Origin of the sequence: Methylotenera sp. 1P/1 (genome assembly GCF_000384355.1) — a bacterium.
Lineage (GTDB): Bacteria > Pseudomonadota > Gammaproteobacteria > Burkholderiales > Methylophilaceae > Methylophilus.
On the sequence record NZ_ARWC01000001.1, the window covers coordinates 801,830 to 816,991 of the forward strand.

Sequence of the window (15,162 nt, forward strand, 5' to 3'; positions counted from 1 at the left end):
ACATCATGGAAAGTAAGCAAAAATTAAAGACTGTTAAAAAAGACGCTATGTTTAAAGTGGCTGCCGTTCAAATGGCATCAAGTCCACACGTCTCGTCTAACCTGGTTGAAGCAAAACGCTTGATTGAATTGGCCGCAAAACAAGGTGCCAAAATTGTGGTACTGCCAGAGTATTTTTGTATCATGGGCAACAAAGAATTCGATAAAGTCACCGTGCGTGAAAAACCGAACGATGGCCCTATTCAAACTTTTCTAGCCAAAACGGCCAAACAATACAAAGTATGGATTGTGGCTGGCTCGGTTCCGCTGGTCAGTAATTTCCCTAATAAGGTTAGAAACAGTTGCTTGGTCTATAACGACAAAGGCGAGCAAGTTGCACGCTATGACAAGATCCACCTGTTTGGCTTGGATTTGGGTACAGAACATTATCACGAAGAAAACACCATTGAATCCGGTGATCAAATTGTCACGGTTGAGACGCCTTACGGCAAAATCGGTTTGTCTATTTGTTACGATTTACGCTTCCCGGAGCTGTACCGTGCCATGGGTGAGGTCGATATGATTATGGTGCCCTCTGCGTTTACAGAAACCACCGGCAAAGCCCACTGGGAGAGCTTAATACGTGCGCGCGCCATTGAAAATCAATGTTATGTTGTCGCCTCAGCACAGGGTGGTTACCATTTATCCGGGCGTGAAACCCATGGCAATAGCATGATTGTAGACCCTTGGGGCGTGGTGCTAGATCGCTTACCACGTGGTTCTGGCGTGGTGATTGCCAATATTAACCGTGAGTATTTGAGTAGCCTGCGCCAAAGTTTGCCTGCGCTCAAGCATAAAACCATTAGAGCCATTTAATGGCTTTCATGATGGCGCATCAGGTGGATATTCCACTGCGCCATACATGCTGCCTTGTTAATATGTGTGTTATTTTATTAGAAGTCCATTTGTAAGAAGCAAACCATGAGCACACGCACAGACCAGAGCCATCTGGAAACAGCACAGGAACTATTACTCAGACCCACCGGTATCGATACTTCATCGCTACAAGGGGTGCTGGGACAAATGATGTCGCACCAGGTAGATTATGCCGATTTGTATTTTCAATACAGTCGTAGCGAATCCTGGGGCTTGGAAGAAGGTCAGGTCAAGTCAGGCAATTTCAGCATCGATCAAGGCGTAGGTGTGCGTGCAATCAGCGGTGAGAAAACCGCCTTTGCTTATTCAGATGACATTAACCTGCCAGCCTTACTTGAAGCAGCGAATGCCACCAGATCAATTGCGGCATTGGGGACAGAGCAAACGGGCAAAACCGTACTGACACGCCAAACGCCTTCCCTTTACTTACCACAAGACCCGATTGCCAGCCTCAGCGCAGACGCTAAAGTGAAATTGCTTGAGCGCCTAGAACAGTTTGCCAAACAAATCGATACGCGTGTAACACAAGTCATGGCCTCTATTGCCGGTGAGTATGAGGTTGTGATGGTAGCGCGCAGCGATGGTTTGATGGCTGCGGATGTGCGCCCATTGGTACGTATTTCCGTGCAAGTGATTGCAGAACACAATGGCAGACGCGAGCAAGGTTCTAGTGGTGGTGGTGGTCGTTTCGATTACAGCTACTTTACCGATGAAGTCTTGCACGATTACGCACAAAAGGCTGTGCATCAAGCCTTGGTGAATTTAGATGCACGCCCTGCCCCTGCGGGCAGCATGACGGTAGTGCTTGGCGCAGGCTGGCCTGGTATTCTGCTCCATGAAGCGATTGGACACGGCTTAGAAGGTGATTTTAACCGTAAAGGCAGTTCAGCTTTTAGCGGCATGATCGGCAAACAAGTAGCGGCCAAAGGCATCACGATTGTCGATGACGGCACCATTGCCGACCGTCGTGGTTCGCTGAGTATGGATGATGAAGGCAACCCGACTAATCGCACTGTGTTGATTGAAGATGGTATTTTGCGTGGCTACATTCAAGATGGTCTGAATGCAAGATTAATGGGCATGCCCTTAACCGGTAATGCCCGACGTGAAAGCTATGCACACATCCCCATGCCGCGCATGACGAATACCTACATGATGAACGGCGACAAAGATCCGCAAGAGATTATTAAATCTGTCAAAAAAGGCCTGTATGCTGCTAACTTTGGTGGCGGTCAAGTCGATATCACCAGTGGTAAGTTTGTATTCAGTGCGGCCGAAGCGTACATGATTGAAGATGGCAAAATCACCTATCCGGTAAAAGGAGCCACTTTAATAGGTAACGGTCCAGATGTGCTCACACGCGTGAGTATGATTGGTAACGATATGGCCTTAGATTCAGGTGTGGGCACTTGTGGCAAAGAAGGCCAAAGTGTGCCGGTAGGCGTTGGGCAACCCACGCTTAAAATCGATGGCTTGACAGTGGGAGGCACTGTTGAATAGGATGTAAACAAGTAGCAGACACCGATGACTTAGGACAAAGGAGAGCACGATGGCAACAGCAAAAAAAGCATCTGAGGAAAAAGCAAAACCAAAAAAAGCAGCAGCTAAACCAACTGACAAGGTAAAAAAGGCAGTTGCAGCTAAACCTAAAGCAACAGCAGCTACCAAGAAAACCAGTTCAGCTTCCAGCTCGTCCAAGGCAAAAAAAATCGGGGATGCTGAACGCTATAGAATGATAGAAGTAGCTGCCTACTATATTGCAGAGAAGCATCACTTCTCAGGTAACACAGCAGATTATTGGATACAGGCAGAGCAAGAAATTAACGCGAAATATCCCAAATAAAAAAGGCGCCTTGAGCGCCTTTTTTAATATTGCATGTCACCAAAGTGACTGATGATTACTTCATCACGCGGTTACGGTATTCACCGGTACGCGTATCAATCTCAATTTTGTCGCCTTGGCTTACAAATAATGGTACTGGAATTTCAAAACCGGTAGCAATTTTCGCTGGTTTCATCACTTTGCCTGAGGTATCACCCTTCACTGCTGGCTCGGTATAAGTGATTTCTCGCACCACAGTGGTTGGCAACTCGATAGAAATCGCTTTACCGTCGTAAAAACGCACTTCGCATGGCATACCATCTTCCAAGTATGGCAGCGCGTCTTCCATAAACTCAGCATCCACATCATATTGGTTGTATTCAGCATCCATAAATACATAGGTTGGATCTGCAAAGTAAGAGAAAGTCACTTCTTTTTTCTCTAACACAATCACATCAAATTTATCTTGTGCTGCGTATACGTTCTCGCTCGGTGCCTCTGTCAGCAAGTTTTTCATTTTCATTTTAACGACAGCAGAGTTACGGCCAGATTTATTGTATTCGGCTTTAACGATTACCATCGGATCGTTGCCAATCATTACCACGTTACCCACGCGAAGGTCTTGTGCGATTTTCATAATATTGAGTTAGAAAAATAAAATTTTAGAAGCGCGCATTATACGCAATTTTTACAAATTATTGCAAAAAATCACCAACTTAGAAGCCAAATCGGTTTGGCTAAAGAGCGTTCGACTCGCCTCTTGAGTGGCCGCGTTAATCGATGACCATGCCGCTAGATAGTCATCCCAAACAGAAGCCTGGAACGCTGTATCCTGCCAAGCCATATGCATGGCTTGGCTGACATTCAGAGCTGTTATTGGCATGCTCTGATAATGTTGCGCTAAAAAGGCTTTCAGCTTAGGTATATGTGCGCCCTCTTCTTGCAGATAAGGCTGCCAAATAAATGGTTTTCCAGCCCAAATGGCACGTACCCAGCTATCTTCACCCCGCACAAAATTAATGTCACAACGCGTGAGCAATTGGTCGTAATCGGCTTGTGATAAAAACGGTAACACCTCTACCGTTAATGCACCATGGCTTACCATTTGGCCAACCTGCAACGATGTCTTTCCAAAAAAATCAGCGACTTGAGGCAAAATCGTGGTGGAAGGCACATAGCAATGCACAGGCTGCTTACCTTCTGCAATTGCACTAAGTAAACTTATGATAGGAGCATGCGGATAACAAAATAGCGAAACTTTGCACGCATTTACAGCTTGCTTAGCAGGCGGATGCAAAACGGGTGGTATGTGGCGCTCACGAATCAGCCCACCTGTAGCTTGTGTAAACCCTGGAAAATAAAAGTGGCGCACCATACCATTTGCCTGCGGTGAGGTCTTGGCATGAAAATCTTCTGCCCAAGTTTCAGCCGTCAGATACTCTAGGTTGACCCATCTGGATTGCTGTTGTTGCATAGCGGCAATGTATGCTGGTGGCAAGCCACAAGCAAAAGCCTCAATGACCATGTCTGCCGCATCAGAGAAATCTGCATCCGCACACCAATGCATCACACGGATACCGTCTACCCGCTGTTCAGTAGCCGCCAAGGTGAGTGAAGGTATCAAGCGTTGCGCCACTTGCAAGTCATCCACCCACAGGCGAATATCCAATTGATGCTCGGATTGGAGCTGACGTGCTAGACGCCAGCACACGCCAATATCGCCAAAGTTATCGACGACCTTGCAAAAAACATCCCAGCGCTGTGTCATATCAGATAAGGTCAATCCCAAAATTCTTTAAAACCATAGCATAAACACCAAATATGCCGATTGAAATCGCCAGACTCAGAAATAAGCTCAACCAGAAATTGTATCGGGTTAAAAAATACGGCATCAACAAAAACATAGGTAAGGTTGGAATGACATACCAGAACGTGTAATAAGCGTGATTTGAAATTTTAGCAATCGGCTGCTGCTCATAATTTAACCAGATCAAAGTAAATACTGTAACAAGCGGTAAAGCTGCTATTAACCCACCCAGTTTATCGCTCAGCTTAGCTGCTTCAGATATTACCAAAATCAAACCAGCCGTCACTAAGTACTTTATCAAAAAATACATTGCGCCCCCCCTTTAAACACCTAACTGCTCAATACAGTTAGGTATTAGCGATTGTTTATAAAATAATCGGTGCTATAAATGCAAAAAAGCCGCCTACCAAAAATATCAGTACCGAAAACACGTAAACACGCCATGAAACTTTACGCGCTTTCATACATGCGGCTGCCAGCGCAGGATCGACTGGGCAAGGTAAGCTTCTAGCACGCCATTGCAGCATGCCTGAGACTATCAACATGCATGCTGCAAAAATAAATACCACTACTTTATGCTCCGAAAACCACACAAGCTGCGGTACATTGGCGACTAGGCTCGACATTGCAGCGCCTGCACCAATGCCTACCAGCAGTGCAGGTAAGGCGCAACAAATCAGCGTACCGCCACTGGTGAATAAGGAAAGTACTGAGGCTGCTTTGGTATGCTTGAGATGCGTCATCTCAGGAGGATGCGCTGTCATTTATTTGGCTCCTTGCTTGGATTCAATCTCTGCCTTGATATACGCTACTGGATGATCCGTGATTTCAATTGCAGTCACATCATAACCAGCATCCTTAATCAGATCTTTCACTGTACTCTCCGGCAAGGTTTGGCCTTCTTTTAGCTCAACCGCGACAATGCGCTGCTTTAAATTGACATACACATCTTTGGTTTGTGATAGCACACGCATCTTTTTCTCGATGCCTTGTGCGCAAAACGCGCATACCATGCCATTGACTTTTGCTTGGATAGTTTGGGTTGCAGCCATGGCCCATTGACTGAAAAATACAGTTGAAACAAGTAAAACAATGCTTAATTTTTTCATGATAAATGCCTTCAAATTTGCGAATTAAAATATATACATAAAGTTGAAACGTGGTTCACGTGCGTTATTCACACCCGCCTCAACAAAGAAGTTTTTGTTAATCAAACGTAGCATGGGGGTGACTTCTACTTTGTCTGATAAGCCGTTCATATTGCGTGCCTCAACAATTAACCAAGGCTGTGTCTTATCGTAATCGGTTTCGTAAAAGGAGAAGCCAGCGCGCGCACTGGTAAAGTCGTGGTTGATATCGGACGCGCGATAAAAGCGATGTGTCGCTGCGAAGTAAACACGCGTGGTTTCATAATCAAACTGAATACCAGGCGTAATCATGACCTTGCTAACATCATGATGCACACCTTCTTGCTTGTCTTCGGCTTGCAGCGCCCCTACTCCACCAATAAACCATACATTGGCTTGTGCATGCGGCAAGTTCCATCGCTGCAATAAGCGTGTGTATATCACCTCTTCCAACGTGCGAGTTTTGGTTTTATCGTCTGCGCGCATATAGGTTGCGCCCACTCCCAATGCATCTCGCGGGGTGATGGCGTAGTTAATAAACGACTCACGCCAGTGATTATTGAAATCGCCCATGGCCATATAGGAATCGTTAAATCCCATCGGCCCGGCAATGACATATTGACTTGTCATCAGGGCTGCGGCAGTTAGCCACAGCCTTGTTAAGACTTTGAAAAACATAGATTTCCTTTCTATCAAGTAACAGTCACGTCCATGTATGGACGTGACAAGGCTTTACTTAAGAAAGGAATATAGGGGGACGTTGTAGGCTAGGTAAGGTAATAGAAGCGTATGAAAAATGTGCTGAGCCAATCAATGTAGTGACACTAGGTAACATGGCTGCTTTATTACGCATGGGTAAAGCTGCAATCGCGCACAAATTTGTACATAAAGTATTGCAACTGGTTTTACATGCGGTAGTTGGGGACTTGCCATGGTCTGCGGCTGCATCAGCATGCCCACCGCTCTGCGCCATGTGCGCATGACATGGCATTGCATATGCTTGCGCTTGAGTCTGTTGCATTTGCTGTATTTGCATCGTGCTATTGCACACCAACATATTTGCCGCAGCAATACCCTGTAGCGGCATAACCAGCAGCAGGACATAAGCAAACAAACGTGAAAAGCGAATCAACATGGCGGATATGATAACAGTCTATGTATTAAGTTCAATGCAGAAGTATTTGTTAAATGGCTGGCTAATAGTGAATATCAATCACTTCAAACGCTTCTTCTGCTTTGGGGGTCGCTACACGTACGGTATCACCAACACTTTTACCTAACATGGCTTTGGCTAATGGCGATATCCAGCTGATATAGCCTTTGGTCGGCTCGATTTCATCTTTGCCGACAATGCGATAGATATGCTCGCTATCATCCTGTAGATTGAACAAGGTCACCCATGCGCCGAAAAATACTTTCTCTAAGTGCTGCTGCAAGCTGCTATCGACCACCTCGGCTAAGTCCATACGCCGCATTAAATGGCGGCAACGGCTATCAATCTGACGTAATCTGCGTTTGCCGTAAATATAGTCACCGTTTTCACTGCGATCACCATTGCCAGCAGCCCAAGATACGGTGCGCACCACTTCTGGCCGCTCTACTTTGTACAACTGATGAAACTCTGCTTGTAAGGCAGCGAAACCCTCTGGTGTGATGTAATTTTTCTCGTCGCTTGCTGCCATAGTTACTGAAGTTCGTTTTTCTGAATCATCTCGATTTGCGGAGTATCCAACAGCTCAACATCGCTCACAAAATGCGGTGTCTCGGCAAAGCAAGAACTCGGCACACCCAAATGCTCTTCATAAATTAAGCGTACGCGCTTACCCACGGTTTCATTGATACGTTGCGCGACTTTTTCATCACGCACGGAAAAAAAGAACTTTTCCGCTTGCGTGCCTGGCATGGAAACCAGCACCAGTTCACCTTCATAAGTTTTACACACCCAACCCTTTAATGAGAGCTTTTGCACGTACCCTGCGCGCTCACCGGATGAATAGACCCACGTCAATGTTGCCCATGTGTAGAGTGCAAACAATGCAATGGGTATCACAATCAGACCAATACTGTATTTCAAAAACTTTGCCAAACCACCTAACATATCTTCCCTTTCAAGCACTTTCTTTGATAACGCCCATTATCCAACAATCCGCAGATTTAATTGTTAATTTTTAATCGTTGCGCCTGCTCATCCATTGGCATGGTCGGTTAGAATGTGGCAATGTTAGCACAAGCCCATAGCCCGCTCATTTTATGCTCAACCACGCGTCTAGCACGTAGCCTGCATCTGGATTATCAGCGTAAGCAAACAGAAAGCGGAACGCAGCAGTGGGCAGCCCCGCAGATTGATACGCTCACACAGTGGCTGCATCGTTATACTGGCTTTGCTTTATTGGCTGGCGAGATTGATGCTGATTATTTCTCCCCTAACACTCTAGATAGTTTTACTGAGACTATGCTGTGGCAACAAGCCATTGAAAGCTGCCTTGCCAAGCATGCCTTTTCTGAGCTATTTGATGTTCCGAGTTTGGCACAATCAGCCATCGCCGCGAACCAGATGCTGATTCATTGGCAGATTGAGGACGCACAACTTAGCGATTACTTTACCAATACCGAAACCCGTCAGTTTTTGCGCTGGCGCAATGCATTTTTTAAACTTTGCGAACAACATCAAACCGTCACTCCCGCGTGGCGATTACAGCAAGAGATACAAGCACTTACGCAATGCCAAAGCCCATTGCCCCGCCACATTCAACTGATTGGCTTTGACCGTATTACACCGTTAGAACAACGCTTAATGGCGATTTTGCAAAGCAAAGGCGTGACTATCGACGTGCGTAAACTAGACATAGCCGATGCACAACTCGTGCAGATTGGGCTGCCCGATTTGCAAGCCGAGTGTCGCGCAGCAGTCGCTTGGGCCAAGCAGTACCTAACGCAATGTCCACAAAGCAACCTTGCCATTATCTCGCCAGTGCAAAATGAGGTACGACGCGTTTTAAGTGATCTGCTAGACGATACATTTCATCCGGAAGCACTGCATGCGCATCAATATGAAACGCCCAGAATTTACGACTTCTCGGTAGGCATGATGCTCAGTGAGCACAGCATGTGCCGCACCGCGCTAAACCTACTACGTTTGGCAAGCAGCCATCAAACGCTGACACAAACCGACATCAGCCCACTATTACTTGATGTCTACTGGAGTGACTTAACCGAATTAGACGCGCGCAGCCTTGCCGATGCACGGATGCGTAAAAAACTGATGCGTACTTTTCATTTAACGCAATTGATTGCTTTATTAGAACAAAGTAACGACTTGCCACAATGCCTTGCGCATTTACAGTGGCTACACACCACACAATCACAATGGGGAAAACCTCAACCGCCTTCCGTATGGTCAACACACTTTGCAGAGCTGTTAGCCCATTTACACTGGGCACAGACACGCCCGCTCAGCAGCCATGAATACCAAGCCAAACAAGCGTGGGATGGAGTGTTAGAAGCATTTGCAGCACTTGACTCCTTAACGGGGGCCATCACTGCAAGCAATGCCTTACAAAAGTTGTACCAGCTTGCTCGCAGCAAAATGTTTATGCCAGAAGCCATTGGTGATGTGCGTATTCAGCTACTGGGTATGTTGGAGAACCTGAGTCAACCGATTGATGCAATTTGGGTAATGGGGATGAACGACCACTTGTGGCCTCCACCTACTGATTTGAATCCGCTCTTGCCTGCCACGTTGCAGCGAGAGCTACTCACGCCAGGCGCAAGCCCCAATGCACAAAGTGTGTTTGCACAAGCCATCCACAGCCGGCTGTGTCACAGCGCGCATGAGGTGACATTTTCTTGGTCGCACAAAGCGGGAGAGCGTGAATTACGTGTTTCTCCCCTATTAGCGAATATTCCCAGTGTGGCGCACGCACCGCAGGCCAACACCATGGCGGAAAACCTTGCAGAGCCCCAAGCCATGCAGATGCTGGATGACGCGTTAGCACCGCCAGTACATGCAAATGACAAACTGCGTGGCGGCACAAAACTGCTCGCAGCCCAAGCTGTATGCCCGGCTTGGGCATTCTATCAATACCGCCTAGGTGCAATGGCGTTGGAAGAACCCAGTGACGGTTTAGACAGCATGACCCGCGGCAATTTAGTGCATACCGTTTTGCAGCATTTTTGGCTAGCGTGTGGCGATCTACAAACACTTAAGCAGTTGAGCCATGATGCGCTTGATAGCAACATTCGACACGCCGTAGAAAAAGCCTTGCAAGACATTGCACAAACCTTACCTAAGCAACTAGTACGTATCGAGCAAAATCGCCTGCAACAACTGCTACGCGCTTGGCTGGCCATCGAAATACAACGAGAAGACTTTAGCGTGAAAGCATGTGAGGCTGTCTATCCGATTCAGGTTGCCGGATTGGCGATTGAATGTCGCATTGACCGTATCGACAAGCTTGAGGATGATGCATTGGTCATCATCGACTACAAAACAGGCGCCAGCGACCCCAAAACCAGTAGCTGGGTCAAAGACAGAATCAATGAACCACAGCTACCACTCTATGCGTCTATTGCCTTAAAAGACAATGAAGTGGTCGCCGTGTGTTTTGCCAAAGTGCATGCAGAAGAATGTAAATTTAGCGGCTTGGCACAAGAGGAAGGCATTCCCAATATTACACCGTTTGAAAAGCTCAAAAGCAACTCAGCATTTAAAGCCTTCGATACCTTGCCTGCGCTCATCAGCCATTGGCGTAGTAGTTTAGAAAATATTGCCGAAGAAATCCGCGCGGGCCATGCAGGCGTCATATTTGAAGACGAAAACGATTTAATGTATTGCGATGTAAAACCCTTATTGCGTTTACCGGAGCGGCAACTACAGTTTGAGATGCAACGTATGGGGGCATCTGCCAAGGGTGCAGGCAATGCATGAGATGACCCCACAAGCACTTATTGCGTTGGATGCAGACAACCGCCTAAAAGCGTTGGATGCACGCCAATCGTTTATTGTAGAAGCGCCAGCGGGTGCCGGAAAAACCGAGTTATTGACGCAGCGTTATCTTAAATTACTTGGCACAGTAGAATCGCCTGAAGAAATCATTGCACTCACCTTCACAAATAAAGCCGCGGCGGAAATGCGCAACCGCATTTTACAAAGTTTGGAAGCGGCTGAGCAAAACACAACGGTGGATGCCCCACACAAACAACAAACACGCGCATTGGCGTTATCGGCCTTGCAACAATCCGGCCAAAAAAACTGGCAATTGCTCACACAGCCCTCCCGTTTACGCATTTTAACTATTGATGCGTTATGCAGTAGCCTGTCTGCACAAATGCCATTGCTTAGTCGATTGGGTGGGCAACCACGTGTAGCAGATGATGCCAATACCCATTATCTAGAGGCCGCCAAACGCACACTGGCCATGGTCGCACAAGAAACCAGTTTGGATGCGCCCATCAGCACTGTATTGGCGTTTATGCAGAACGACGCGCAGAAGCTTGCGCAATTATTAAGTGAGATGCTTGCCAAGCGTGAACAATGGCTGCCACTCACCTCACAGCACCAAGCATTAGATTTGGATGAAATATCCAATCAATGCGCAGCTATCATCCAAACTGTTATTGAAGAGAAATTAGCGTTGGCTTACCAAGTACTCACCCCTCATCGCCAAACCATATTGATGCCAGTAGTACGATTTGCAGCCGGCAATTTAGATGAAGCTCATCCACTAAAATCACTGCAAGATTGGCAAACCCCTTTGGCGTTGCATGCACAAACGCTCCCGCACTGGCTGATCTTGATTGATTTTTTACTCACGGATAAAGGTATGTTTCGTAAGCCCGGTGGCTTAAACGTGAATTTAGGGTTTCCAAAAGAGCATGCAGATAAAAAATCACATGTAGAAGTGTTTGAGCAAATTACCGAGATGATAGGCGACCCAGATGCCTTACATGCGTTACGTAGCTTGCCCATGCTCAATGACGCAGACTTACACCAAAATAGCGTAGTCGTCAGCGCGTTTGGCCAAGTGCTGCAATTGGCGGCTGCGCATTTGTGGCAAGTATTTCAATCGGCCGGTGAGGTTGATTTTGTTGCGATTTCACGATTAGCCATCAATGCACTGCGTGACGAGGATGGCGCAACAGACTTAGCGCTGAAACTGGATTACAAAATCTCGCATCTATTGGTCGATGAGTTTCAAGACACCAATGCCACCCAAAAAGAATTGTTGGAGTTATTGACGGCAGGCTGGCAACCTAATGACGGCAGAACGCTGTTTTGTGTGGGCGACCCCATGCAATCGATTTATCGCTTCCGTAAAGCGGATGTCAGTTTGTTTCTGCAAGCAGCCACCCATGGCATTGGGCAAATATCACTACAACCACTCAAACTCACGCGCAATAACCGCTCGCATCCGCAAGTGGTTGAATGGATTAATCAAAAATTCAAATCCATCTTCCCCCCTGCCGACAATACGCTAGAAGCGGCCATTAGTTATCGCGAGTTTATTGCCACGCGCGATGCCATTGATCATGAAGGTGTACAAGTACACGCACTGGCGGTAGAAGGCGATGAGGAAAGCGCAGTGGTTTACACGCATGAAGCGCATTATGTCGCCGCACTGATTGACCAAACACAACGAGAACACCCCTCACAAACAATAGCCGTGCTCGTGCGTTCACGTACGCATCTACACGCGCTGGTCTCGGAAATTCGCCGCCACTTCAATCATTTAAAGTTTCAGGCGGTGGAAATCGAAGGCTTGAGCCAACGCCAAACTGTGCAAGATGCACTTTCCCTGACACGCGCCATGCTGCATCGTGCGGACCGCGTACATTGGCTCAATATATTACGCGCGCCTTGGTGTGGTCTAACGCTTAAAGATTTACATGCCCTCTGCGCACATGACCACCGCGCTACCATTTGGCAGTTGATGCAACGTGCGATATCTAGTGAAAGCGCACTAAGTATTGATGGCCAAGCGCGCTTAACGCATGTGCACGCCATTTTAAACCAAGCATTTAATGAGCAAGGCCGTGTGCCATTGCGCCGCTGGATAGAAAGCACTTGGCTACAGCTAGGTGGCGGCAGCACGCTCATCAGCGCAGGGGATAACCGCGACATTCAAGCATTTTTTGATTTAATAGAAACGTTAACGCAAGGCCATTCACTGGATTTTACGCAACTTGAAACAGCCATGGAAAAGTTGTACGCCGAGCCAGACATTACCGAAAATGACCATTTGCAATTTCTCACCATCCATAAATCCAAAGGCTTGGAATTTGACTGTGTCATTCTGCCGGCGCTGAATCGCAAACCTCGGCATGCAGATTCACCACTCATGCTGTGGGAAGAAGTGCAATCAGAGGCGCATACACAATTGCTAGCTGCACCCTACAGCAAAAAAAAGAAAAACAGCGCGCCCACCATTTACGATTACATCAAACAACTAGAAGCCACGCGTGCCAATAACGAAACAGCACGGCTGCTTTACGTGGCAGCTACCCGTGCTATCCGTCAACTGCATCTGGTAGCAACGGTCAAACGTAAAGAGGGTGACATCACGCCAGTGAAACAATCGTTATTAGAACTGCTCTGGCCAAGCGTAGGCGCTGCGTTTATGCAAGCAGAGCCCATCCGCTTACAAGAAGACGCAAGCTCACTGGCAGAATTTACGCCGCAGCTCATGCGTTTACCTACTGTGCAAATGCCTGCCATATTGGCGCAACACAATACAGCTAAACCAATGGCGGGTGCATACCCGCAAGTGAGTCCAGAACCAGATAGCGCTTCTACATCATCTACGCTAGCAACTGACAAAGGCACGCTAGCGCACTTGTATATGCAGCTCATCAGCAATATTGGGCTTGATCAATGGTCGATTCAGCGACTCAATGACTGCAAACCTGCGATGGTACACTGGCTGTTACAACAGAGACACTCTCAGCCGCTAAGCACAAGCGCCGCCGATGAGATCATTGCCATGTTGCACACCACATTGACCAGCCAAGATGGGCAATGGGTATTAAAAGCAAGGCCAGATGCTAACAATGAGCTTGCCGTTGAAGCCCTCAACAACCAAGTGATTCAAAAGAAAGTGATTGACCGCACGTTTGTAGAACATGATACGCGTTGGATTATCGACTACAAATCCATCCCTCTAACGTCTGGGTTGTCCGATGCAACGCTCCAGCAAATGGCCGAACCATACCGGGAGCAATTAGAAGGTTATGCAGTGCTATTTAAACAAGAAGGCTTAACCGTACAAAAGGCCGTGTTCTTTTTAAGTGTAGGTAAATTGGTGAGGCTAATATGACGTCTTTGAAATGCTGGATATTGATTGCAACGCCTATATTGCTGAGCGCTTGCGATGATCAATCTCATGACCAACCCAGCAAAGATTTAAAAGTAGTCATTATTCGGCATGCAGAGAAACCTGCAGATGGGGATAACTTATCTTGCCAAGGGCAAAACCGTGCACTGCAATTATCGCAGGTGCTCCATCAAAAATTCAAGCTGCCCGATTACCTGTATGTGCCTTCACTCGATGCGGATAAAAACACATCGCATAGCCGCATGTTTCAAACCATTACTCCGTTTGCGGTGAAGTACAATTTAACGATTAACAGTAAATATGAAGATAACGATTATGAGGGTGTTGCTAACAATGTCTTCAAAAAGCGTGGCACCGTGCTTATGGTGTGGTCTCACCAATCCATCCCCAAACTGGCTCGTGCGCTTGGTTTAAAAGACGCACCGCAGTGGGAAGATGCTGATTTTGATTCGATATGGATACTCACCTATCAACATCACAAACCCACGCTCACGTTAGATCAAGAAGGACTCAATCCATCTAGCAATTGTGATTACTAGCTGCTAGTGCTCATTTTTAAAATGACGGTGAATATACCAAGCCAGAAAAATCACCCCTAGCGCTGCAATCACATAGTGAGACTCGTGGAAATACACTTTCAAGTCTTCCCAGTGCTCTCCAGTCTTCATACCAATGTAACCCAATGCGTAACACCAAATCAGCGAGCCTACAAAGGTGTAGCTGACAAACTTGGTCATGTTCATCCGCGCCACTCCGGCTGGGAAAGCAATAAACGTGCGGACTGCCGGCAACAGGCGCGCAATAAAAATAATGATTTCGCCATGATTGGCAAACCAGCGATCTGCCATGTCTAAATCTTTTTTGCTGATGAGTACATATTTACCGTATTTTTCAGCCAGTGGTCTGCCACCAAACAGCCCCACATAATAGGCTGGAATAGAGCCCACCACACAGCCAATCGCACCCGCAAGCGCAATGCCCCACAGTGTCATTTCGCCTTTACTCACCAAAAATCCAGCAAACGGCATGATGATTTCTGACGGTAACGGAATACAGGCAGATTCGATGGCCATCAGTAATACAATGCCACCGTAACCCATGGTGGAAATCACAGAAATAATCCATGCGGCAACTGCAGCAAGCGCTTTTTCTAACATAGTGA

At 47.0% G+C, this 15,162-nt stretch carries 16 protein-coding genes; 6 read left to right on the forward strand and 10 right to left on the reverse strand.

Annotated elements, in window-relative coordinates:
• The first annotated feature begins 5 nt into the window (after nucleotides 1–5).
• The 3 genes from A3Q3_RS0103765 (at nucleotide 6) to A3Q3_RS0103775 (ending at nucleotide 2,757) form a co-directional block, all read left to right on the forward strand.
• Complete coding sequence (locus A3Q3_RS0103765) at nucleotides 6–854, forward strand: carbon-nitrogen hydrolase family protein (RefSeq protein WP_020182239.1); 849 nt, start codon at nucleotides 6–8, stop codon at nucleotides 852–854.
• Between the two features lie 105 nt (nucleotides 855–959).
• Complete coding sequence (tldD, locus tag A3Q3_RS0103770) at nucleotides 960–2,414, forward strand: metalloprotease TldD (protein ID WP_020182240.1); 1,455 nt, start codon at nucleotides 960–962, stop codon at nucleotides 2,412–2,414.
• A 49-nt stretch (nucleotides 2,415–2,463) separates the two neighbouring features.
• Nucleotides 2,464–2,757, forward strand: coding sequence for a DUF2934 domain-containing protein (locus tag A3Q3_RS0103775; RefSeq protein WP_020182241.1), 294 nt, complete (start codon nucleotides 2,464–2,466; stop codon nucleotides 2,755–2,757).
• A gap of 55 nt (nucleotides 2,758–2,812) precedes the next feature.
• Here the strand turns inward: A3Q3_RS0103775 and efp are convergent, their stop codons facing one another.
• From efp to A3Q3_RS0103820, 9 genes are all read right to left on the reverse strand, one after another.
• Nucleotides 2,813–3,373: an elongation factor P gene (gene efp, locus A3Q3_RS0103780; protein ID WP_020182242.1), complete on the reverse strand. Its 561-nt coding sequence runs from the start codon at nucleotides 3,371–3,373 to the stop codon at nucleotides 2,813–2,815.
• Nucleotides 3,374–3,424: 51 nt separating this feature from the next.
• A complete protein-coding gene (gene earP / locus A3Q3_RS0103785; protein ID WP_020182243.1) occupies nucleotides 3,425–4,504 on the reverse strand; it encodes an elongation factor P maturation arginine rhamnosyltransferase EarP in 1,080 nt (359 codons plus the stop codon).
• Nucleotide 4,505: 1 nt separating this feature from the next.
• Nucleotides 4,506–4,853, reverse strand: a complete 348-nt coding sequence (locus A3Q3_RS0103790; protein ID WP_020182244.1) for a DUF3147 family protein — start codon at nucleotides 4,851–4,853, stop codon at nucleotides 4,506–4,508.
• 55 nt (nucleotides 4,854–4,908) lie between these two features.
• Complete coding sequence (locus A3Q3_RS0103795; protein WP_020182245.1) at nucleotides 4,909–5,307, reverse strand: hypothetical protein; 399 nt, start codon at nucleotides 5,305–5,307, stop codon at nucleotides 4,909–4,911.
• Nucleotides 5,308–5,652: a heavy-metal-associated domain-containing protein gene (locus A3Q3_RS0103800; RefSeq protein WP_020182246.1), complete on the reverse strand. Its 345-nt coding sequence runs from the start codon at nucleotides 5,650–5,652 to the stop codon at nucleotides 5,308–5,310.
• A gap of 24 nt (nucleotides 5,653–5,676) precedes the next feature.
• Entirely contained in the window at nucleotides 5,677–6,348 is a 672-nt protein-coding gene (locus tag A3Q3_RS0103805) for a hypothetical protein (RefSeq protein ID WP_020182247.1), read from the reverse strand.
• 58 nt (nucleotides 6,349–6,406) lie between these two features.
• The gene (locus tag A3Q3_RS0103810; RefSeq protein WP_020182248.1) at nucleotides 6,407–6,805 is read right to left on the reverse strand and encodes a CopL family metal-binding regulatory protein; all 399 of its coding nucleotides are present in this window, start codon (nucleotides 6,803–6,805) and stop codon (nucleotides 6,407–6,409) included.
• A 61-nt stretch (nucleotides 6,806–6,866) separates the two neighbouring features.
• Nucleotides 6,867–7,352: a transcription elongation factor GreB gene (gene greB / locus A3Q3_RS0103815; protein ID WP_020182249.1), complete on the reverse strand. Its 486-nt coding sequence runs from the start codon at nucleotides 7,350–7,352 to the stop codon at nucleotides 6,867–6,869.
• A gap of 2 nt (nucleotides 7,353–7,354) precedes the next feature.
• Nucleotides 7,355–7,768: a hypothetical protein gene (locus A3Q3_RS0103820; RefSeq protein ID WP_020182250.1), complete on the reverse strand. Its 414-nt coding sequence runs from the start codon at nucleotides 7,766–7,768 to the stop codon at nucleotides 7,355–7,357.
• Nucleotides 7,769–7,888: 120 nt separating this feature from the next.
• On the opposite strand from A3Q3_RS0103820, the gene A3Q3_RS0103825 reads away from it, so the two are divergent.
• The 3 genes from A3Q3_RS0103825 to A3Q3_RS0103835 are packed head-to-tail and all read left to right on the forward strand — an operon-like array spanning nucleotide 7,889 to nucleotide 14,539.
• A complete protein-coding gene (locus A3Q3_RS0103825; RefSeq protein WP_020182251.1) occupies nucleotides 7,889–10,597 on the forward strand; it encodes a PD-(D/E)XK nuclease family protein in 2,709 nt (902 codons plus the stop codon).
• Nucleotides 10,590–13,982 (forward strand): exodeoxyribonuclease V subunit beta, encoded by a 3,393-nt coding sequence (locus tag A3Q3_RS0103830; RefSeq protein WP_020182252.1) that lies wholly within the window; start codon nucleotides 10,590–10,592, stop codon nucleotides 13,980–13,982. Before A3Q3_RS0103825 ends, A3Q3_RS0103830 begins: the two co-directional genes overlap by 8 nt.
• Complete coding sequence (locus A3Q3_RS0103835; RefSeq protein WP_020182253.1) at nucleotides 13,979–14,539, forward strand: histidine phosphatase family protein; 561 nt, start codon at nucleotides 13,979–13,981, stop codon at nucleotides 14,537–14,539. Before A3Q3_RS0103830 ends, A3Q3_RS0103835 begins: the two co-directional genes overlap by 4 nt.
• Before the next feature lie 3 nt (nucleotides 14,540–14,542).
• Here the strand turns inward: A3Q3_RS0103835 and A3Q3_RS0103840 are convergent, their stop codons facing one another.
• A complete protein-coding gene (locus A3Q3_RS0103840) occupies nucleotides 14,543–15,157 on the reverse strand; it encodes a DedA family protein (protein WP_020182254.1) in 615 nt (204 codons plus the stop codon).
• Nucleotides 15,158–15,162: the final 5 nt, after the last annotated feature.